The organism is Rhizobium sp. RU33A (assembly GCF_900156055.1).
Taxonomy (GTDB): domain Bacteria; phylum Pseudomonadota; class Alphaproteobacteria; order Rhizobiales; family Rhizobiaceae; genus Allorhizobium.
The window spans coordinates 450,135-471,098 of sequence record NZ_FTMQ01000003.1; the positions used below are offsets into that span (position 1 = coordinate 450,135).

The following is a 20,964-nucleotide window of genomic DNA, read 5'->3' on the forward strand; positions in this document are numbered from 1 at the left end:
GCGGACGAAGACTGTCAGTCGCGGCAGGAATGCCCCGGCAGGATGCGCGGAAGCGTGAGGCAGGAAGGCGAATATGACTAAGCTGAAGATCGACGGAAAAGAGATCGAGGTTCCGGATCATTTCACGCTGTTGCAGGCGTGCGAGGAAGCTGGCGCCGAGGTTCCGCGCTTTTGTTTCCATGAACGGCTGTCGGTTGCCGGCAACTGCCGCATGTGCCTCGTCGAGGTGAAGGGTGGCCCGCCGAAGCCGGCAGCCTCCTGCGCCATGGGCGTGCGCGACATCCGTGGCGGCCCGAACGGCGAATTGCCGGAAGTCTTCACCAACACGCCGATGGTCAAAAAGGCCCGCGAAGGCGTGATGGAATTCCTGCTGATCAACCATCCGCTGGATTGCCCGATCTGCGACCAGGGTGGCGAATGCGACCTGCAGGACCAGGCCATGGCCTTCGGTATCGATAGCTCGCGCTACACCGAAAACAAGCGCGCCGTCGACGACAAGTATATCGGACCGCTGGTCAAGACCGTGATGAACCGCTGCATTCACTGCACGCGCTGCGTCCGCTTCACCACCGAAGTCGCCGGCATCGCCGAACTCGGCCTGATCGGCCGTGGCGAGGATGCCGAGATCACCACCTATCTCGAGCAGGCGATGACGTCGGAGCTCCAGGGCAATGTCGTCGACCTCTGCCCGGTCGGCGCCCTGACCTCCAAGCCCTTCGCCTTCACGGCCCGTCCGTGGGAACTGAACAAGACCGAATCGGTCGACGTCATGGACGCGCTCGGCTCCGCCATCCGCGTCGATACGCGTGGTCGCGAAGTCATGCGCATCATGCCGCGCGTCAACGAGCAGATCAACGAAGAGTGGATCTCCGACAAGACCCGCTTCATCTGGGATGGCCTGAAGACCCAGCGTCTCGACCGCCCTTATGTGAAGAAGGATGGCCGCCTGCAGCCCGCCAGCTGGGCCGAAGCCTTTGCCGCGATCAAGTCGGCCGTTGCCTCGACCTCCGCTGACAAGATCGGTGCTGTCGCCGGTGACCTCGCTTCCGTCGAGGAAATCTTCGCGCTGAAGTCGCTCGTCAACGCACTCGGCTCGTCGAACACCGACTGTCGCCAGGATGGGACGGCACTTGATCCGTCGCTCGGCCGCTCGACCTATCTCTTCAACGCTGGCATCGAAGGCATTGAAGCCGCAGACGCAATCCTGATCGTCGGCGCCAACCCGCGCTACGAAGCAGCTGTCTTGAACGCCCGCATCCGCAAGCGCTGGCGTCGCGGTGGTCTGCCGATTGGCGTGATCGGCGAAGGCGGCGAGTTGCGTTACCCTTACGAATATCTCGGTGCTGGCACCGAGACGCTGTCTGACCTCGTTTCTGGCAAGAACAACTTCGCCGAAGCTCTGAAGGCAGCGAAGAACCCGCTTGTTATCATCGGCCAGGGCGCACTTTCGGGTGCCGACGGCAACGCCGTTCTGGCGAACGCCGCCAAGCTCGCAGCCGATGTCGGCGCCATCACCGATGAGTGGAACGGCTTCTGCGTGCTGCACACCGCAGCCTCGCGCGTCGGCGCTCTCGACCTCGGCTTCGTGCCGGGCGAAGGTGCGGTCGCCGCCGGCGAGATGCTGTCCTCACTCGACGTCGTCTTCCTGCTCGGCGCCGATGAACTGGACTTCTCCGCCAAGACCGCCAAGTGCGTCGTCTATATCGGCAGCCACGGCGACAACGGCGCGCACTATGCCGACGTTATCCTGCCGGGCGCGACCTACACCGAGAAGTCGGGGACCTGGGTCAATACCGAAGGCCGCGTCCAGATGGGCAACCGCGCCGGCTTCGCGCCGGGCGAGGCCCGCGAAGACTGGGCGATCCTGCGTGCACTCTCCGACGTGCTCGGCAAGAAGCTGCCCTTTGATTCGCTGTCGCAGCTGCGCGTGAAGCTTTATGAAGCCTATCCGCATTTCGCCGAGATCGACGAGATCGCGCCGGGCTCTTCGGCCGATATTGCTGCACTGGCGAAAAAACCCGGGAAGATGGGCAAGTCTCTGTTTGCGTCGCCGGTCAAAGACTTCTATTTGACGAACCCGATCGCACGCGCTTCGGCCGTCATGGCAGAGTGCTCGGCATTGGCCCGCAACAATTTCAAGGCCGCGGCAGAATAAGGGCAGGGGACCATGGATAATTTCGTTTCCACCTATGTGTGGCCGGCGGCCATCATGATCGGGCAGTCGCTTCTTCTGCTCGTCTGCCTTCTGGTCTTCATCGCTTATATCCTGCTCGCAGACCGCAAGATCTGGGCAGCCGTTCAGCTGCGTCGCGGCCCTAACGTCGTCGGCCCCTGGGGTCTCTTCCAGTCCTTCGCCGACCTTCTGAAGTTTGTCTTCAAGGAGCCGGTCATTCCGGCCGGCGCCAACAAGGGCGTCTTCCTGCTCGCCCCGCTGGTCGCTGTGACTTTGGCGCTCGCGACCTGGGCCGTCATTCCGGTCAACGCCGGATGGGTGATCGCCAACATCAATGTCGGCATCCTCTTCGTTTTTGCGGTCTCCTCGCTCGAAGTCTACGGCATCATCATGGGTGGCTGGGCTTCGAACTCGAAGTATCCGTTCCTCGGCGCGCTCCGCTCGGCAGCGCAGATGGTCTCCTATGAAGTCTCGATGGGCTTCGTCATCGTCACCGTTCTGCTCTGCGTCGGTTCGCTGAACCTGACTGACATCGTGCTTGCTCAGAATACCGGCCTCGGCACGATGATGGGGCTTCCGGCCTCCTTCCTCGACTGGCACTGGCTGGCGCTCTTCCCGATGTTCGTGATCTTCTTCATCTCGGCATTGGCAGAAACCAACCGTCCGCCCTTCGACCTTCCGGAAGCCGAATCCGAACTCGTCGCCGGCTTCATGGTCGAATACGGCTCGACCCCGTACATGATGTTCATGCTCGGCGAATATGCGGCCATCGTGCTGATGTGCTCGCTGACCACGATCCTCTTCCTCGGGGGCTGGCTGCCGCCGGTCGACGTCTGGTTCCTGAACTGGGTCCCGGGTATCGTCTGGTTCGTGCTGAAGGCGTCAATGGTCTTCTTCATGTTCGCCATGGTGAAGGCATTCGTTCCGCGCTACCGCTATGACCAGCTGATGCGTCTTGGCTGGAAGGTCTTCCTTCCGATCTCGCTCGCCATGGTCATCATCACGGCATTCGTGCTCAAGCTGATGGGTTGGGCGTGATGACGCCCGGCCGCAACCTCAGCTGCATTGGAGAATAAGATGGCAATTGCACAGGCTATCAATTCGGTCTTCCTGAAGGAATTCGTCGGCGCTTTCTTTCTGTCGATGCGCTACTTCTTCAAGCAGAAGGCAACGATCAACTACCCGTTCGAGAAGGGCCCGGTCTCGGCGCGCTTCCGCGGCGAGCATGCGCTGCGTCGCTATCCGAACGGCGAAGAGCGCTGCATCGCCTGTAAGCTCTGCGAGGCAATCTGTCCTGCCCAGGCCATCACCATCGAGGCAGGGCCGCGCCGCAATGACGGCACCCGCCGCACGGTGCGTTACGACATCGACATGGTGAAGTGCATCTATTGCGGTTTCTGCCAGGAAGCCTGCCCGGTCGACGCGATCGTCGAGGGACCGAACTTCGAGTTCGCCACCGAGACCCGCGAAGAACTTTACTTCGACAAGGCGCGCCTGCTCGACAATGGCGACCGCTGGGAACGGGAAATCGCGCGTAACATCGCGATCGACTCGCCTTACCGCTGATCCCTTGGGATCGATCGCCTTAGGCGGAGCGCGGGGCTTCGCCGGGGCACATGATGAATTTTGTAACGGGCGTGCCGATGGGGATATCGGTCACGCCTTATCGGGCGGCGGGGCAGGGCCCTCGTCCGGGGGAAGATGAAAAGGCACCAACATGGGTCTTCAGGCTCTCTTTTTCTATCTCTTCGCCTTTGTCGCTGTGGCTTCGGCCTTCATGGTGATATCGGCTCGGAACCCGGTCCATTCGGTCCTGTTCCTCATTCTGACCTTCATCAACGCAGCGGGTCTTCTGCTCCTCACGGGAGCTGAATTCCTGGCGATGATCCTGCTGGTCGTCTATGTCGGCGCGGTCGCGGTTCTCTTCCTCTTCGTCGTGATGATGCTCGACATCGACTTCACCGAACTGAGGGCAGGGGCTGCGAAATACGCACCGGTTGGCGCGCTTATCGGCCTCATCGTTGCGGTCGAACTTGTCGTCGTCATCGGTGGAACCACGATCAGCCCGGAAGCCCTGAACGCGATCACCCAGCCTATTCCCGCTGTGGCAGACCGCCAGAATACCCAGGCGCTTGGCGACGTGCTCTACACGGACTACGTCTTCTTCTTCCAGATCGCCGGTCTCGTCCTGTTCGTCGCCATGATCGGCGCGATCGTGCTGACGCTGCGCCACCGCACCAACATTAAGCGCCAGGACATCGCCGCCCAGGTCGCCCGCACGCCGGAAACCGCCGTCAAGGTTGTCAAGGTCAAGCCGGGCCAGGGCGTCTGAGCCGAGCACGAGGTCAAGGAACAAGAATTATGGAAATCGGTCTTTCCCACTACCTGACAGTCAGTGCCCTACTGTTCACCCTGGGCGTCTTCGGCATCTTCCTGAACCGCAAGAACATCATCGTCATCCTGATGTCGATCGAACTGATCCTGCTCGCTGTGAACATCAACATGGTGGCCTTCTCGAGTTTCCTCGGCGACCTCGTCGGCCAGGTGTTCGCGCTGTTTATCCTGACGGTTGCGGCTGCCGAAGCGGCCATCGGTCTGGCGATCCTCGTGGTCTTCTACCGTAATCGCGGCTCCATCGCCGTCGAAGACGTCAACATGATGAAGGGCTGATCGGGTCATGATCTACAAGGCTATCGTCTTTCTCCCCCTGATCGGCTTCCTGATCGCCGGCTTGCTTGGCCGCCAGATCGGCGCCAAGGCGTCGGAATACATCACCACGGGTCTGATGATCATCGTGGCGATCCTCTCCTGGATCGTGTTCTTCAACGTTGCCATGAGCCATGAGGCCCACGAGGTCATCAAGGTGCCCGTGATGCGCTGGATCCAGTCCGGCGGCATCGACGTTGAATGGGCCTTCCGCGTCGATACGCTGACGGCTGTGATGTTCGTGGTGGTCAACTCGGTGTCGTGCCTCGTGCACCTGTACTCGATCGGCTACATGCACCACGATCCGCATCGGCCGCGCTTCTTTGCCTATCTGTCGCTTTTCACCTTCGCGATGCTGATGCTCATCACGTCGGACAACCTGCTGCAGATGTTCTTCGGCTGGGAAGGCGTGGGCCTTGCGTCTTATCTGCTGATCGGCTTCTGGTACAAGAAGCCGTCCGCGTCCGCCGCTGCCATGAAGGCCTTCATCGTCAACCGCGTCGGCGACTTCGGCTTCATCCTCGGCATCTCGGCGCTCTTCGTGATGTTCGGCTCGATCAATTTCGAAACGATCTTCGCTTCCGCCCAGTCCTATTTGCCGGCCGATCCCGCGGCCTCGCCTGAGGTCGTACTCAACCTCTTCGGCATGCAGCTTGACCGCAGCCATGCGCTGACCGGCGCCTGCCTGCTGCTCTTCATGGGCGCGATGGGTAAGTCGGCGCAGTTCCTGCTGCACACCTGGCTGCCGGACGCGATGGAAGGCCCGACCCCGGTTTCGGCACTCATTCACGCCGCAACCATGGTCACCGCCGGCGTCTTCCTCGTCGCCCGCATGTCCCCGGTCTTCGAACTGTCACCGGATGCCCTGACCGTCGTCACCATCGTCGGCGCAATCACCGCCTTCTTCGCGGCGACCGTCGGCCTTGTGCAGAACGACATCAAGCGCGTTATCGCCTATTCGACCTGCTCGCAGCTCGGCTATATGTTCGTGGCGCTTGGCGTCGGTGCCTATGGCGCAGCCGTCTTCCACCTCTTCACGCACGCCTTCTTCAAGGCACTGCTGTTCTTGGGCGCAGGCTCCGTCATCCACGCCGTCGATGGCGAGCAGGACATGCGTTACATGGGTGGTCTGCGCAAGCATATCCCCGTGACGTTCTGGGCCATGACGATCGGAACGATCGCCCTGACCGGCGTCGGCATCCCGGGAACCCTGATCGGTACCGCTGGCTTCTTCTCGAAGGACTACATCATCGAGTCTGCCTTCGCCTCGAGCTCGGCCGTCGGTGGTTTTGCCTTCACAATGCTGGTGATTGCGGCTCTGTTCACGAGCTTCTATTCTTGGCGCCTGGCGTTCCTGACCTTCTTCGGCAAGCCGCGTGCCTCTGCTGACGTCATGCACCATGTGCATGAAAGCCCGCAGGTGATGCTGATCCCGTTCTACCTGCTCGGTTTCGGCGCACTGTTTGCCGGCTTCATCTTCCACGACTACTTCTTCGGCCATCACTATGCCGAGTTCTGGAAGGGCGCGCTCTTCACGCTTCCGACCAACACGGTACTGGAAGAGTTCCATGACGTTCCGAAGTGGGTGAAGTGGAGCCCGTTCATTGCCATGACGCTCGGCTTCGTCACCGCCTGGTACATGTATATCAAGAACCCGTCGGCACCGAAGAAGCTCGCTGAACAGCAGTGGATGCTCTACCAGTTCCTGCTCAACAAGTGGTACTTCGACGAGCTCTATGACTTCCTCTTCGTTCGGTCCTCCAAGGCGCTCGGCCGCTTCCTCTGGAAGAAGGGTGACGTCGCCACCATCGACGCCTATGGCCCGAACGGCGTTGCCTCGGCCGTCGGCGGCCTGACCCAGAAGGTCGTCCGCCTGCAGTCGGGTTACCTCTATCACTATGCCTTCGCGATGCTCATCGGCATTGCGGCACTTGTTACCTGGATGATGCTCGGGAGCTCCCTCTGATGACCGATTGGCCCATTCTCTCGACGGTCACCTTCCTTCCTCTGGTCGGCGTGGCTCTGCTTCTGCTGACCCGTGGTGACACCTCTCTCGGCCGCCGCAACATCCTGAACGTCTCGCTGCTGACGACGGTCTTCACCTTCGTCGTGTCTCTCTTCATCTGGATCAACTTCGACAATTCGAACACCGGCTTCCAGATGGTGGAGAAGCATGCCTGGCTCGGTACCGGCATCTCCTACCATGTCGGCGTCGACGGCATCTCGATGCTGTTCGTCATCCTGACGACGCTGCTCATGCCCTTCTGCGTGCTCGCAAGCTGGACCTCGGTCGAGAAGCGCCTGAAGGAATACATGATCGCCTTCCTGGTGCTCGAGACCCTGATGATCGGCGTCTTCGTCTCGCTCGACATCGTGCTCTTCTACGTCTTCTTCGAAGCCGGCCTCATCCCGATGTTCATCATCATCGGCGTCTGGGGTGGCAAGGATCGCGTCTACGCATCCTACAAGTTCTTTCTCTACACGCTGCTCGGCTCGGTGCTGATGCTGCTCGCCATCATGGCAATGTACTGGGATGCCGGCACGACCGACATCGCAGCCCTCTTGCAGCACGACTTCCCGCCGCAGATGCAGACCTGGCTATGGCTTGCTTTCTTCGCTTCCTTCGCGGTGAAGATGCCGATGTGGCCGGTTCATACCTGGCTGCCCGACGCCCACGTTCAGGCGCCGACGGCCGGCTCCGTAATCCTGGCGGGCATCCTCTTGAAGCTTGGCGGCTACGGCTTCCTGCGCTTCTCGCTGCCGATGTTCCCGCTGGCGTCGGACTTCTTTGCGCCCTTCGTCTTCACGCTGTCGGTTATCGCCATCATCTACACCTCGCTGGTCGCGATGATGCAGGAAGACATGAAGAAGCTGATCGCCTATTCGTCTGTCGCCCACATGGGCTACGTCACCATGGGTATCTTTGCTGCCAACCAGCAGGGCGTTCAGGGTGCGATCTTCCAGATGATCAGCCACGGCTTCGTCTCCGGCGCGCTCTTCCTCTGCGTCGGCGTGATCTACGACCGTCTCCATACCCGCGAGATCGCGGCCTATGGTGGCCTGGTCAACAACATGCCGAAATATGCGCTCGCCTTCATGGTCTTCACCATGGCCAATGTTGGCCTGCCGGGCACCTCGGGCTTCGTTGGTGAATTCCTGACCCTGATCGGTGTCTTCCGCGTCAACACCTGGGTCGCGCTCTTTGCCGCCACCGGCGTCATCCTTTCGGCAGCCTATGCGCTCTGGCTCTATCGCCGGGTCGTCTTCGGTGCGCTCGAAAAGGAGAGCCTGAAGAGCATGCTCGACCTTTCCACACGCGAAAAGCTGACCCTTTATCCGCTGATCGCCCTCACCATCTTCTTCGGCGTCTATCCGGCTCCCATCCTCGATGCGACCGCCGCCTCCGTCGACAATCTGGTGAACAACTACTCCGCAGCCTTGCAAGCAGCCCAGTCCCTGGCGCTGATTGCGAACTGACGACAGGATCCTTTGGACATGACCGTTGAAACTCTCATTGCTAGCCTGCATCTGGTCACGCCGGAATTGATCCTGGCCGTGGGCGCCATGGTGCTGCTCATGATCGGCGTGTTTTCGGGCGAGAAGTCGAACAGTGTCGTCACGGGACTGGCGATCGCTCTGCTGATCTTCTCGGGTGCTTGGCTGGTGTTTTCCGGCGCGGAAGGAGAGGCCTTCAATGGCGCCTACCTCGCGGACGGCTACGCCAAGTTCATGAAGATCCTTGCCCTGATCGGTTCGGTCACGGCGATGATCATGGCTGTCGGCCATGCCCGCTACGATCATCTCGACAAGTTCGAGTTCCCGGTTCTGCTGGTTCTCGCCACGCTTGGCGTCATGCTGCTGATCTCGGCCAATGACCTGATCGCTTTGTATCTCGGCCTCGAACTGATGTCGCTCGCGCTCTATGTCGTCGCTGCCATCAACCGTGACAGCCTGCGTTCGACGGAAGCGGGTCTGAAGTACTTTGTCCTCGGTGCGCTCTCGTCGGGCATGCTGCTCTACGGCATGTCGCTGGTCTATGGCTTCACCGGCAATACCGGCTTCGACGAGATCGCCACTGTTCTGTCGCAGGGCGAACCGTCGCTCGGTGTGATATTCGGCCTGGTCTTCGTCCTCGCCGGCCTTGCCTTCAAGATCTCCGCCGTTCCGTTCCACATGTGGACGCCCGACGTCTATGAAGGCGCTCCGACCCCGGTCACCGCCTTCCTGGCGGCCGCTCCTAAGATCGGTGCTATGGCGATTTTCGTGCGCATCGTCATCGACGCCTTCCTGCCGATCTTTGCCGAATGGCAGCAGATTGTCGTCTTCATCGCGATTGCCTCGATGGTCCTGGGGTCTGTCGCCGCGATCGGCCAGAAGAATATCAAGCGGCTGATGGCCTATTCTTCCATCGGTCACATGGGTTATGCGCTGGTCGGTCTCGCCGCCGGCAATGACACCGGCGTCGCCGGCGTCCTGCTCTACATGATGATCTATCTGGTGATGACGCTCGGCACCTTCGCCTGCATCATGGCGATGCGCCAGAAGGAAGGCGGCAACGTCGAGAACATCGACGATCTCGCTGGGCTCTCGACGACACGTCCGTTCATGGCCTTCGTGCTGACCGCGCTGATGTTCTCGCTCGCCGGTATCCCGCCGCTCGCAGGCTTCTTCGCCAAATACTTCGTCTTCGTGGCGGCCATCGAAGCCAAGCTCTATGCGCTTGCCATCATCGGTGTTCTGGCCTCGGTCATCGGCGCCTACTACTACCTGCGCATCATCAAGGTTATGTGGTTCGACGAAGCTAAGGGTGAATTCGCCCGCACGTCGATCGAGCTGCGCCTCGTCTTCGGTCTCTCCGGCTTCTTCGTGGTCGGTTACGTCCTCTTCGGCGGTCCGCTCGGGACCGCGGCGGAAGCAGCTGCGAAGACGTTGTTTAATTGACCAGCCTCGGTATACCGCGCCGGATTTCGCTCGACGTTTTCCGGCACGAAGCCCTCGACGAAGTCTCGTCCACCAATACGGAAGCATTCGCCCGCGCTCGCGCGGGCGATTCCGGTTTTATGTGGTTGACGGCCGAGCGCCAGACCGGTGGCCGCGGCCGCCGCGGCCGGCCATGGGTGTCCGAGCGTGGCAATCTGTATTCGACCCTTCTGCTGTTGGATCCCGCACCGGCCGAACAGCTGGGATCGCTGCCGCTTGCCGTGGCGCTGGCGGTTCATGCAGCTGTGCAATCGGTAATGCCGCCGGGCGGCGAGCCTGTCGAGATAAAATGGCCGAACGACGTACTCATCGGCCGGAAGAAGACGTCAGGGATTTTGCTCGAAGCGGAACGCATTGCCGATGGCCGCATGGCACTTGCCATCGGGATCGGCATCAATATCGCCCACCGGCCGGATCTGACGCTCTACCCGGTCACGTCGCTGGCCGATCAGGGCGTGTCGATCTCGCCGCCGGAGTTCTTCGCCCATCTGTTCGCCGAGATGGCCGAAGTGCTTGGGGTCTGGGACGAGGGCAGGGGGATCGCCGAGATCGTGCGGCGCTGGCGATGCGTCGCCTGTGGCATCGGCGAGAAAATAACTGTGAACCTCCCTGACCGCTCGATTTCCGGTATCTTTTCCGGAATCGATGATAAGGGAATTTTGTTGCTCGACCGGGGCTCCGACGGAATGATGTCGGTTGCCGCCGGAGATGTGTTTTTCGGGTAGACTGGATCGGAACTGAGAATGGCCAATAACGACGAACTGGTTTTCCTGCCGCTGGGCGGCGTGGGTGAAATCGGCATGAACCTCGCATTGTACGGCTATGGTCCGCCGTCCAATCGCCAGTGGATCATGGTCGACTGCGGCGTGACATTCGCCGGTCCGGACCTGCCGGGCGTGGACCTAGTGCTGCCGGATATCGGCTTCATCAAGAAGCAGAAAAAGAACCTCAAGGGCATCATCATCACCCATGCCCATGAAGACCACTACGGTGCGTTGAACGACCTTTGGCCAGGCCTTAATGTGCCGGTCTATGCCTCGCGTTTCACCGCAGGCATGCTGGAAGCAAAGCGGGACTACGAAGGTTCGCGCGCCGAGATCCCGATCACGCCGTTCAAGCAGGGCGACCGCATCAATGTCGGTCCCTTCGAGATCGAGGCGATTGGCGTCAACCACTCGATCCCCGAGCCGATGTCGCTCGTCATCCGCACGCCGCTCGGCAATGTCGTGCACACCGGCGACTGGAAGATCGATCACAATCCGTCGCTCGGCCCGCTGACCGACGAAGAGCGCTTCCGTGCCGTAGGCGACGAGGGCGTGCTGGCGATGTTCTGCGACTCGACCAATGCCATGCGTGATGGTGTCTCGCCTTCCGAAGAGGAAGTCTCGGCAGGCTTGCAGAAAATCATCGAGGCGGCGGAAGGCCGTGTTGCGATCACCACCTTCTCGTCCAACGTGGGTCGTATCCGCTCGATTGCCCAGGCAGCGGAAGCTGCCGGCCGCGAAGTTTTGTTGCTCGGCAGCTCGCTGAAGCGCGTCACGAATGTCGCGCAGGACATTGGCATCATGGAGGGGATCCGCCCCTTCCTCGCCGAGGACGAATTCGGCTTCATACCGCGTGACAAGGTCGTTATCATCCTGACCGGTAGCCAGGGCGAAGCGCGCGCAGCACTCGCCAAGCTCTCGCGCGACGAGATGCGCAACGTGGCGCTGACGAAGGGCGACACGGTCGTCTTCTCCTCGCGCGCCATCCCGGGCAACGAGAAGGCGATCCTCGAGATCAAGAACGGTCTGATCGAGCAGGGCGTCCACATCGTCACCGACAGTGACGCGCTTGTGCACGTTTCAGGCCATCCGCGCCGCAACGAACTGCTCAAGATGTACGAGTGGGTTCGTCCGCAGATCCTCGTGCCCGTTCATGGTGAGGCCGCCCATCTGGTCGCCCAGAAGGAACTGGCACTTCAGGCCGGCATCCCGACCGTTCCGCGGGTCCGCAATGGCGACATGCTGCGCATCGCGCCGGGTCCCGCCGAAGTCATCGATCAGGCACCCTTCGGCCGCGTCTACAAGGACGGCAAGCTCGTCGGCGACATCGAGGAAATGGGTATCGCCGATCGCAAGAAGCTCTCCTATGTCGGCCATGTCGCCGTCAGCGTGCTTCTCGACAGTCGCTTCGATTTCCTCGGGGATCCCGATGTTGTCGCCTTCGGCCTTCCGGAAGTCGACCATGAGGGAGAACTGATGGAGGATACGCTCTACGACGCCGTTCTCGGAGCGGTGGAAAGCATTCCGCGCAGCCGTCGCAAGGATCTCGATACTGTTCGCGAGTCCATCCGCCGCGCGGTGCGCTCGACTGCCAACGAAGTCTGGGGCAAGAAGCCGATCGTCACGGTGTTCCTGACCAAAGTCTGAGGGACGAGGCGGGCAGGGATGACCTAATCTTTGCCCGCAACGACTGGAGGAAGACATGCTCGGCCGCGTCAATCACATCGCCATCGCCGTTCCGGATCTCAATGCCGCGACCGCGAGCTATCGTGATACGCTTGGCGCCAAGGTGTCCCAGGCGCAGGCGCTTCCTGAACATGGGGTGACCGTCGTCTTCGTTGAACTCGAAAACACCAAGGTCGAACTCCTGGAACCGCTTGGCGAGAACTCGCCGATTGCCGCCTTCCTTGAAAAGAATCCCTCGGGCGGCATGCATCACATCTGCTACGAGGTCGCCGATATACCCGACGCCCGCGACCAGTTGTCGGCCTCGGGTGCTCGTGTTCTCGGCAGTGGTGAGCCGAAGATCGGTGCGCATGGCAAGCCGGTCCTGTTTCTGCATCCGAAGGACTTCTTCGGCACGCTGATCGAGCTCGAACAGGTCTGAAGCCCATTCACGAATTGATGAAGTCTTGTTGATTGCAGCTATGGCCGGCCTGCGACGCTTTTGTCTTTGTGCCCGGCCGCGTCCGTGATTATAGGAAGGCGAGCGGCGCAGGCGGGATGTCTGGGCGCCGGCTGAAGTCTGGAGCGAAACATCATGGCGATCCTGTCGGGACTGGCGGTCTATTTCGTGATCTGGTGGCTGGTGCTGTTTGCCGTCTTGCCGATCGGCCTGCGCACGCAGGACGAAGATCAGAATGTCGTGCCGGGGACGGTGGCCAGCGCTCCGACCCGCTTCCGTGCGGCGCGCATCTTTCTCACCACCTCGATCGTCTCTGCAATGATCTATGGCGCCTGGTATGTCGCCGGCACCTATTTCGACATCAGCTTCAACGATCTGCCCGTCATCATGCCAGGAGTTGAGCCGCAGGGCTGACAGGCGCCTCTCAGCACGCTCACTCCGTCGACAAGGCAAAAAAAAACAAGGTCAAAAGACCTTGTTCTAAGCTTCGCGTGATCCTTCACCAATTAAGGGGCTGCGAACGGGCGCGCCTAGATCTGATCCTCCCAAGACTTGACCGCGAGTGTGGCAAAGATTTGTACTCCCTGCCTCTTTTATGGGCTGAACCTAGCCCAATCATTGGTCCTTGTCACCCCTGAATCTTGCAGATTTGTAACACTCTTCCAAAAAAAATTTAATCATGCTGCCTTGTTGCACAAAGGTCATTTAATGACCTGATTTGCAGGTTTCGACGGAACATTCACTCATCCCCTGCGCGTCTCAACGAAGCCGCTTGAGTGCCGCCTGTGGGCGAGGGGAGCGAACGGCGCTTGCGGGTTTTCTTCTCCAGTCCAACCGGCTATGAACGCTTCCTGACATCCCGTTTCAATTGCTGATTCCGCCTGATCTGGCGGCATCGATAACCATCTGGAATTCGTTATGCGTCTGTCGCGCTACTTCATGCCGATCCTGAAGGAAAACCCCAAGGAAGCCGAGATCGTTTCCCACCGCCTGATGCTGCGGACGGGCATGATCCGCCAGCAGAGCCAGGGGATCTATTCCTGGCTGCCGCTCGGCAAGCGCGTGCTCGACAAGGTCAACGCCATCATCCGCGAAGAGCAGAACCGCGCCGGTGCCATCGAGCTCTCCATGCCGACCCTGCAGTCGGCCGAGCTCTGGCAGGAAAGTGGTCGTTACGAGGATTACGGCAAGGAAATGCTGCGCATCAGGGACCGGCAGGACCGTCCGATGCTCTATGGTCCGACCAATGAGGAGATGATCACCGACATCTTCCGCTCGTCGGTCAAGTCCTACAAGAGCCTGCCGCTCAACCTCTACCACATCCAGCTGAAGTTCCGTGATGAGATCCGTCCGCGCTTCGGCACCATGCGCTCGCGCGAATTCCTGATGAAGGATGCCTATTCCTTCGACCTGAACCAGGCCGACGCGATCCATTCCTACAACAAGATGTTCGTGGCCTATCTGCGCACCTTCGATCGCCTCGGTCTGCGCGCCATTCCGATGCGCGCCGATACCGGCCCGATCGGCGGCAATCACAGCCACGAATTCATCATTCTGGCCGACACCGGCGAATCTGAAGTCTATTGCCATAAGAGCTTCGTCGATTTCGACATTCCGGCTGCTGACACCGATTTTGACAGCGTCGACGGCCTGCAGTCCGTTTTCGACAAGTGGACTTCTGTCTATGCAGCGACCTCTGAAATGCATGACGAAGCCGCCTTCGACGCCATCGGCGAGAATGATCGCCTCTCGGCGCGCGGCATCGAGGTTGGCCACATCTTCTATTTCGGCACCAAATATTCCGAGCCGATGGGCGCCAAGGTGCAGGGTCCCGATGGCAAGGAGCACCTTGTCCACATGGGTTCCTATGGTATCGGCCCGACCCGCCTTGTTCCGGCCATCATCGAAGCCTCGCATGACGAGAACGGAATCATCTGGCCGGCTTCGGTCGCGCCCTTCGATGCCGTTGTCATCAACATGAAGCCGGGTGACGAGGGCTGCGACACGACCTGCGATCGCCTCTATGTCGCGCTGCAGAATGCTGGCAAGGACGTGCTCTACGACGATACCGACGATCGTGCCGGTACCAAGTTCGCCACCGCCGATCTGATCGGCGTACCGGTCCAGGTCATTGCCGGTCCCCGTGGTGTGGCCGCCGGCGAAGTCGAGCTCAAGGACCGCAAGACCGGCGCCCGTGAGACGCTGACGATCGAAGCGGCGATCAACAAGCTGACGGCCTAAGGCAAAAGCCTTACGCCGAACCAAGGTCGGGTCTTGAGACTTGATCCCGAGGCAAGGAGAAACCATGGCGACGACGGCCGTTGGCAAAGAGACGGTGGACACGGACAAGGCCGCATCTGCGCGCGCCTTCTCCGGCTTTGAACGCATGGTGGCCTGGCGCTATCTGCGTGCCCGGCGCAAGGAAGCGTTCATTTCCGTCATTGCCGGCTTCTCCTTCATCGGCATCATGCTCGGCGTGGCGACGCTGATCATCGTCATGGCCGTGATGAACGGCTTCCGCACCGAGCTCGTCTCGCGCATTCTCGGCATCAATGGCCACATGATCGTTCAGGCTGTCGACCAGCCGCTGAGCGACTATGCCGGATTGGCCGAGCGGTTCGCAGCGGTTCCGGGCGTGACCATGGCACTGCCGCTGGTCGAGGGGCAGACTCTGGCTTCGGGTCGTGAGGGTGCTGGCACAGGCGCCCTGGTCCGCGGCATCCGCCCCGATGATCTGACGAAGTTATCCGTCGTTTCCTCCAATATCCGCTCCGGCGATCTGGTCGGTTTTGCCACCGGGGAGGGCGTTCTCATTGGCTCGCGCATGGCGGCCCAGCTGGGGCTTTCAGCGGGAGACACGATCACCCTGGTCTCTCCCGAAGGCGACGTGACACCGCTTGGCGTCAATCCGCGGGTGAAGTCCTATCCGATCTCGGCCATCTTCGAAATCGGCATGTCTGAATATGATGCGTCGATCATCTACATGCCGCTCGAGGAATCGCAGATCTATTTCAACGTCGAAGGCATCGTACAGTCGATCGAGCTCTTCATTTCGGATCCTGACGCCGTCGACGAACTGCGCCCCCAGATCGAGGAGGCCGCCGGCCGCCAGATCTTCCTCACCGACTGGCGCCAGCGCAACCAGACCTTCTTCTCGGCGCTCCAGGTAGAGCGCAACGTCATGTTCATGATCCTGACGCTGATCGTTCTCGTGGCGGCGCTCAACATCATCTCCGGCCTCATCATGCTGGTGAAGGACAAGGCGAGCGACATCGCCATACTGCGCACCATGGGGGCGACCTCAGGCGCCATCATGCGCATCTTTTTCATGACCGGGGCGGCCATCGGTACGGCCGGCACCTTGGCGGGCGTCGTGATGGGTGTGGTCGTCTGTCTCAACATCGAGAGCATCCGCCAGTTCTTCTCCTGGGTGTCCGGAACGATGCTCTTCGATCCCGAGCTGTATTTCCTGAGCCAGCTGCCGGCGGACATGAATGCGAGTGAGACCATCTCGGTGGTCATCATGGCGCTCAGCCTGTCCTTCATGGCGACAATCTTCCCGGCTTGGCGGGCCTCGCGCCTGGATCCCGTCCAGGCCCTGCGTTACGAATGAGGATGCCGAAATCAATGGCAAAAGACGTGGTTCTCTCGCTTGCCGGCATCGATCGCCATTATGGCCAGGGCGAAACCGTACTCTCGATCCTGAAAGGCGCGGACTTCACCTTGCGCACTGGCGAGACCGTGGCGCTGGTCGCCCCTTCGGGTACGGGCAAGTCGACGCTTCTGCATGTTGCCGGGCTTCTTGAGCACCCCGATGGCGGCGACGTGACCGTTGGCGGCGTTGCCTGCCAGGAGCTGGGTGACGAGCAGCGCACCGCAATTCGCCGAAAGTCGATCGGCTTCGTCTATCAGTTCCACCATCTGCTGCCCGAATTCACCGCGCTGGAAAACGTGATGATGCCGCAGCTGATCGCCGGGCTCACCAAGCCTGAGGCCGCCGAACGCGCCAAGCAGCTTCTCGACTACATGCGTGTCGGCAATCGCGCCGATCACCGTCCGGCCGAACTCTCCGGCGGCGAACAGCAGCGCGTGGCGATTGCCCGCGCAGTCGCCAACGCCCCGCTCGTGCTTCTTGCCGACGAACCGACCGGCAACCTCGATCCCGAGACGGCAAGCTATGTCTTCTCGGCGCTCGAAGCGCTGGTCCGCCAGTCTGGTTTGTCAGCGATGATCGCGACCCACAATCACGACATCGCCCGCCGGATGGACCGCTGCGTGACCCTTGTCGACGGCAAGGTCGTCGAACTACAGGTCTGACCTCTCCCAGTTTCTGTCTTTTTGCCTAATGGCCGTGCGCCTCGGTGGAATTTGTTCCACCGAGGCTGCGGTTTTTTTAGGTTGACATTGGAACAAGAGCGGAACAAAATAAAAACATAAAGGGACAAGGAGACAGAAATGACCGAAATTCTTCGTGACGTTGCTGCATTTGCCTCGATGGCCGTTTTCGTATCCAGCATGGCGCTGCTGATGATGGCGCTCTGATACTGCGGGCGGCAAAGCTGGTGAGGAAGGCTTTGCCGCCCGACTTCCTTCTGGACTTCGTGAGCCTGAAAGCCGAAAATCTCGACCGATTCAGAAATCAGGGAATGAAGCGGTATGGGCGAGGACAGCGTCGACAGGCAGGCGTCCGGTGGACTGGGTGATGGCCCGGGTTTCGTACACTTGCGGGTGCATTCCGCCTATTCGCTGCTTGAGGGCGCCTTGCCGCTCAAGAAGATCCTCGGCAAGGCAGTCGCCGACGACCAGCCGGCGATCGCGATCACGGACACCAACAATCTCTTCGTTGCGCTTGAGTTCTCCCAAAAGGCGCTCGGTGATGGCATTCAGCCGATCATAGGCTGCCAGCTGTCGATCGACATGGGGGATTCGACCGGCGAGAAGCGCGGCGGCAATGGCCATATGCCGGATCTGCCGGCCGTCGTCGTCCTGGCATCGGATGCCGATGGCTATGAGCGGCTCGTCGATCTCGTCAGCCGTGCCTATCTCGGCGGCGACGCGGGGCAGCCGACCCATGTAAAGCTTTCCTGGCTCGAAGAGAGCGGTACCGAAGGCCTGATCCTGTTGACCGGCGCCGGAGGTGGTCCAGTCGATCGTATCCTGAAAGATGGTCACAAGGCCCAGGCCGAAAGCCGTCTGCGTGCCTTGAAGCATCTGTTTGGTGATCGCCTCTATGTCGAACTGCAGCGCCATGGCGACTATGATCGCACGCATGAGCGGCGCATGGTCCAGCTCGCCTATGAGCATGATCTGCCGCTGGTCGCGACCAACGAGGCCTTCTTCCCGGCCCGCGACGATTATGATGCCCATGACGCCCTGATGGCCGTGGCCCACAATGCCATCGTCTCGAACGATGACCGCTTCCGCCTGACCCCGGACCACTATCTGAAAAGCCGGGCAGACATGATGAAGCTCTTCGCCGACCTACCGGAGGCGCTGGAGAATTCCGTCGAGATCGCCCGTCGTTGCTGCTTCGTGCTCGATACCCGAAAGCCCATCCTGCCGCGCTTCACCGGTGGCAGCGACGATCCGGAAGAAGCCGAACGAGAAGAAGCACTCGAACTCCGCCGGCAGGCGGAGGAGGGGCTCGACCAGCGTCTGGCTGCCCTCGGTATGGCGCCGGGCTACGAAGAAAAGGAATATCGCGACCGGCTGGAGTTCGAGCTCTCGGTCATCGAGCGCATGAAGTTTCCCGGTTACTTCCTGATCGTTGCCGACTTCATCAAATGGGCGAAGCAGCATGATATCCCCGTCGGTCCGGGCCGTGGTTCGGGTGCGGGCTCGCTCGTCGCCTATGCCCTGACCATCACAGACGTCGATCCCTTGCGCTTTTCGCTACTCTTCGAACGCTTCCTCAACCCGGAACGCGTCTCGATGCCCGACTTCGACATCGACTTCTGCCAGGAGCGCCGCGAAGAAGTCATTCGCTACGTGCAGAAGAAATATGGCCGCGAGCAGGTCGGCCAGATCATCACCTTCGGATCGCTGCAGGCGCGTGCGGCGCTCCGCGACGTCGGTCGCGTGCTCGAAATGTCCTATGGTCAGGTCGACAAGATCTGCAAGCTCGTGCCGAACAACCCGGCCAATCCGACGCCGCTTTCCAAGGCGATCGAGGAGGAGCCGAAGCTGCAGGAAGCGGCCGCCGAAGAGCCGGTCGTCGCGCGTCTCCTCGAAATCGCCCAGAAGATCGAAGGCCTCTACCGCCACGCCTCGACCCACGCCGCCGGCATCGTCATCGGCGATCGCCCGCTGTCGAAGCTGGTGCCGATGTATCGCGATCCACGTTCCGACATGCCGGTCACCCAGTTCAACATGAAATGGGTCGAACAGGCCGGTCTCGTAAAGTTCGACTTCCTCGGGCTGAAAACGCTGACGGTCTTGAAGACGGCCGTCGACTTTGTCGAGGAGCAGCGCGGCATCAAGGTCGATCTCGCGGCCATTCCGCTCGACGACACCTTGACCTACGAAATGCTCTCGCGTGGTGAAACAGTTGGCGTCTTCCAGGTGGAAAGTGCCGGCATGCGCAAGGCCCTCATCGGCATGCGCCCCGACTGCATCGAGGACATCATCGCCCTCGTGGCGCTTTATCGTCCGGGCCCGATGGAAAACATCCCGGTCTACAATGCCCGCAAGCATGGCGAGGAGGAAATCGCCTCGATCCATCCGAAGATCGACTACCTGCTCAAGGAAACCCAGGGCGTTATCGTCTACCAGGAACAGGTCATGCAGATCGCGCAGGTCCTGTCGGGCTACTCACTCGGCGAAGCCGACCTTTTGCGCCGCGCCATGGGTAAGAAGATCAAGGCGGAGATGGACCAGCAGTCGGTCCGTTTCGTTGACGGCGCGATGAAGAATGGCGTGTCGAAGCCGCAGGCGAACAACATTTTCGAGCTGCTGGCCAAATTCGCCAACTACGGCTTCAACAAGTCACACGCAGCAGCCTACGCCATCGTCTCCTATCAGACGGCCTATATGAAGGCGCATTATCCGGTCGAGTTCCTCGCCGCATCGATGACGCTCGACATGTCGAACACCGAAAAGCTGGTCGACTTTCGCCAGGATGCCGGCCGCCTCGGCATCGAAGTCGTGCCGCCTTCTGTCCAAACCTCCTATCGCCACTTCCAGACCGGGCCGAACCGCATCTATTACGCGCTCGCCGCCCTCAAAGGTGTCGGTGAAGGTGCCGTCGATCACATCGTCGAGGTGCGCGGCGACAAGCCCTTCGACAGCATCGAGGATTTCTGCCTCAGGATCGACCCGAAGCAGATCAACCGACGGGTGTTCGAGAGCCTGATCGCCGCCGGCGCCTTCGACTGCTTCGGTCGCGACCGCGCCGAACTCGTCGGCAGCATCGATCGCATCATGGGTTATGCCCAGCGTGCCCAGGAAAATGCCGTCAGCGGTCAGTCCGACATGTTCGGCTCCGGCGGCGCAAGCGGCCCCGAGCGGATCGCCTTTGCACCTTATACGCCCTGGCTTTCCTCGGAAAAGCTGATGCGCGAATTCCAGGTGCTCGGCTTCTACCTCTCTGCCCACCCGCTCGACGCTTACAGAGACCTGCTCGACAAGCTGCGTGTCCAGAATTTCGCGGATTTCTCGGTGGCCGTAAAGCAGGGCGCCTCCGCCGGCCGTCTCGCCGGTACCGTCATCTCGCGCCAGGAGCGCAAGACCCGCACCGGCAACAAGATGGGCATCGTCACCTTCTCGGATGCCTCCGGCCAGTATGAAGCGGTTCTCTTCTCGGAAGGTCTCAACCAGTATCGCGATCTGTTGGAAGCCGGCAAGTCGCTGGTGCTGACCGTTCAGGCGGAAGAGCGCCCCGAAGGCATCGGGTTGCGGATCCAGACGGCGCAGTCGCTCGAAGAACAGTCGATCCGCATGCAGAAGGCAATGCGCGTCTTCGTGCGGGATTCCGGTCCCCTGCGGGCTGTCGCTGCGCGTCTGAACGCAAGGGGCGACGGGCTTGTCTCCTTCATCGTCATCAAGGACGAAGGTCAGCGTGAAATCGAGGTGGAACTAACGGAGCGCTTCCGAATCTCACCCGAGATCGCCGCCGCCATGCGCTCCACCCCCGGTGTCCTCGACGTCGAACTGGTTTAACTGAAGGACAAGGTCGCGCTCACTCGAGTTTTAGCTGTGCCATTAATCCAATAGAAAGT

At 60.7% G+C, this 20,964-nt stretch carries 16 protein-coding genes; all 16 read left to right on the forward strand.

Annotation, left to right across the window (positions count from 1 at the left end):
• Positions 1–73 precede the first annotated feature (73 nt).
• The 16 genes from nuoG (at position 74) to dnaE (ending at position 20,905) form a co-directional block, all read left to right on the forward strand.
• Positions 74–2,155 (forward strand): NADH-quinone oxidoreductase subunit NuoG, encoded by a 2,082-nt coding sequence (gene nuoG / locus BW978_RS13090; protein ID WP_076395754.1) that lies wholly within the window; start codon positions 74–76, stop codon positions 2,153–2,155.
• A 12-nt stretch (positions 2,156–2,167) separates the two neighbouring features.
• The gene (gene nuoH / locus BW978_RS13095) at positions 2,168–3,211 is read left to right on the forward strand and encodes an NADH-quinone oxidoreductase subunit NuoH (RefSeq protein ID WP_054150624.1); all 1,044 of its coding nucleotides are present in this window, start codon (positions 2,168–2,170) and stop codon (positions 3,209–3,211) included.
• A gap of 39 nt (positions 3,212–3,250) precedes the next feature.
• Positions 3,251–3,739, forward strand: a complete 489-nt coding sequence (nuoI, locus tag BW978_RS13100; protein ID WP_054150625.1) for an NADH-quinone oxidoreductase subunit NuoI — start codon at positions 3,251–3,253, stop codon at positions 3,737–3,739.
• A 151-nt stretch (positions 3,740–3,890) separates the two neighbouring features.
• Positions 3,891–4,505, forward strand: a complete 615-nt coding sequence (locus tag BW978_RS13105; RefSeq protein ID WP_076395756.1) for an NADH-quinone oxidoreductase subunit J — start codon at positions 3,891–3,893, stop codon at positions 4,503–4,505.
• Positions 4,506–4,534: 29 nt separating this feature from the next.
• Entirely contained in the window at positions 4,535–4,843 is a 309-nt protein-coding gene (nuoK, locus tag BW978_RS13110; protein ID WP_054150627.1) for an NADH-quinone oxidoreductase subunit NuoK, read from the forward strand.
• Positions 4,844–4,850: 7 nt separating this feature from the next.
• Positions 4,851–6,845, forward strand: a complete 1,995-nt coding sequence (nuoL, locus tag BW978_RS13115; RefSeq protein WP_076395758.1) for an NADH-quinone oxidoreductase subunit L — start codon at positions 4,851–4,853, stop codon at positions 6,843–6,845.
• Positions 6,845–8,356, forward strand: coding sequence for an NADH-quinone oxidoreductase subunit M (locus BW978_RS13120; protein ID WP_076395760.1), 1,512 nt, complete (start codon positions 6,845–6,847; stop codon positions 8,354–8,356). Before nuoL ends, BW978_RS13120 begins: the two co-directional genes overlap by 1 nt.
• Before the next feature lie 18 nt (positions 8,357–8,374).
• Positions 8,375–9,820: an NADH-quinone oxidoreductase subunit NuoN gene (gene nuoN, locus BW978_RS13125; protein ID WP_076395762.1), complete on the forward strand. Its 1,446-nt coding sequence runs from the start codon at positions 8,375–8,377 to the stop codon at positions 9,818–9,820.
• The gene (locus tag BW978_RS13130; RefSeq protein WP_076395763.1) at positions 9,817–10,584 is read left to right on the forward strand and encodes a biotin--[acetyl-CoA-carboxylase] ligase; all 768 of its coding nucleotides are present in this window, start codon (positions 9,817–9,819) and stop codon (positions 10,582–10,584) included. The genes nuoN and BW978_RS13130 overlap by 4 nt, the downstream gene beginning before the upstream one ends.
• A gap of 18 nt (positions 10,585–10,602) precedes the next feature.
• The gene (locus BW978_RS13135; RefSeq protein WP_076395765.1) at positions 10,603–12,270 is read left to right on the forward strand and encodes a ribonuclease J; all 1,668 of its coding nucleotides are present in this window, start codon (positions 10,603–10,605) and stop codon (positions 12,268–12,270) included.
• Positions 12,271–12,325: 55 nt separating this feature from the next.
• Positions 12,326–12,730 carry a methylmalonyl-CoA epimerase gene (gene mce, locus BW978_RS13140; protein ID WP_076395767.1) on the forward strand — a complete coding sequence of 135 codons (405 nt, stop codon included), beginning with the start codon at positions 12,326–12,328 and terminating at the stop codon, positions 12,728–12,730.
• 153 nt (positions 12,731–12,883) lie between these two features.
• A complete protein-coding gene (locus tag BW978_RS13145) occupies positions 12,884–13,162 on the forward strand; it encodes a DUF1467 family protein (RefSeq protein ID WP_076395769.1) in 279 nt (92 codons plus the stop codon).
• A gap of 504 nt (positions 13,163–13,666) precedes the next feature.
• On the forward strand, positions 13,667–14,989 hold the full coding sequence (gene proS, locus BW978_RS13150) for a proline--tRNA ligase (RefSeq protein WP_076395771.1): 1,323 nt from the start codon (positions 13,667–13,669) through the stop codon (positions 14,987–14,989).
• Between the two features lie 64 nt (positions 14,990–15,053).
• Complete coding sequence (locus BW978_RS13155) at positions 15,054–16,361, forward strand: lipoprotein-releasing ABC transporter permease subunit (RefSeq protein WP_076395773.1); 1,308 nt, start codon at positions 15,054–15,056, stop codon at positions 16,359–16,361.
• Between the two features lie 14 nt (positions 16,362–16,375).
• Entirely contained in the window at positions 16,376–17,065 is a 690-nt protein-coding gene (locus BW978_RS13160) for an ABC transporter ATP-binding protein (RefSeq protein ID WP_054150637.1), read from the forward strand.
• Positions 17,066–17,404: 339 nt separating this feature from the next.
• Positions 17,405–20,905: a DNA polymerase III subunit alpha gene (dnaE, locus tag BW978_RS13165; RefSeq protein ID WP_076395775.1), complete on the forward strand. Its 3,501-nt coding sequence runs from the start codon at positions 17,405–17,407 to the stop codon at positions 20,903–20,905.
• Positions 20,906–20,964: the final 59 nt, after the last annotated feature.

What these genes read in the sequence shown, in the direction of transcription:
- nuoG (WP_076395754.1), top strand. Translation starts at nt 74, where the DNA reads ATGACTAAGCTGAAGATCGACGGAAAAGAGATCGAGGTTCCGGATCAT.
- nuoH (WP_054150624.1), top strand. Translation starts at nt 2,168, where the DNA reads ATGGATAATTTCGTTTCCACCTATGTGTGGCCGGCGGCCATCATGATC.
- nuoI (WP_054150625.1), top strand. Translation starts at nt 3,251, where the DNA reads ATGGCAATTGCACAGGCTATCAATTCGGTCTTCCTGAAGGAATTCGTC.
- BW978_RS13105 (WP_076395756.1), top strand. Translation starts at nt 3,891, where the DNA reads ATGGGTCTTCAGGCTCTCTTTTTCTATCTCTTCGCCTTTGTCGCTGTG.
- nuoK (WP_054150627.1), top strand. Translation starts at nt 4,535, where the DNA reads ATGGAAATCGGTCTTTCCCACTACCTGACAGTCAGTGCCCTACTGTTC.
- nuoL (WP_076395758.1), top strand. Translation starts at nt 4,851, where the DNA reads ATGATCTACAAGGCTATCGTCTTTCTCCCCCTGATCGGCTTCCTGATC.
- BW978_RS13120 (WP_076395760.1), top strand. Translation starts at nt 6,845, where the DNA reads ATGACCGATTGGCCCATTCTCTCGACGGTCACCTTCCTTCCTCTGGTC.
- nuoN (WP_076395762.1), top strand. Translation starts at nt 8,375, where the DNA reads ATGACCGTTGAAACTCTCATTGCTAGCCTGCATCTGGTCACGCCGGAA.
- BW978_RS13135 (WP_076395765.1), top strand. Translation starts at nt 10,603, where the DNA reads ATGGCCAATAACGACGAACTGGTTTTCCTGCCGCTGGGCGGCGTGGGT.
- mce (WP_076395767.1), top strand. Translation starts at nt 12,326, where the DNA reads ATGCTCGGCCGCGTCAATCACATCGCCATCGCCGTTCCGGATCTCAAT.
- BW978_RS13145 (WP_076395769.1), top strand. Translation starts at nt 12,884, where the DNA reads ATGGCGATCCTGTCGGGACTGGCGGTCTATTTCGTGATCTGGTGGCTG.
- proS (WP_076395771.1), top strand. Translation starts at nt 13,667, where the DNA reads ATGCGTCTGTCGCGCTACTTCATGCCGATCCTGAAGGAAAACCCCAAG.
- BW978_RS13155 (WP_076395773.1), top strand. Translation starts at nt 15,054, where the DNA reads ATGGCGACGACGGCCGTTGGCAAAGAGACGGTGGACACGGACAAGGCC.
- BW978_RS13160 (WP_054150637.1), top strand. Translation starts at nt 16,376, where the DNA reads ATGGCAAAAGACGTGGTTCTCTCGCTTGCCGGCATCGATCGCCATTAT.
- dnaE (WP_076395775.1), top strand. Translation starts at nt 17,405, where the DNA reads ATGGGCGAGGACAGCGTCGACAGGCAGGCGTCCGGTGGACTGGGTGAT.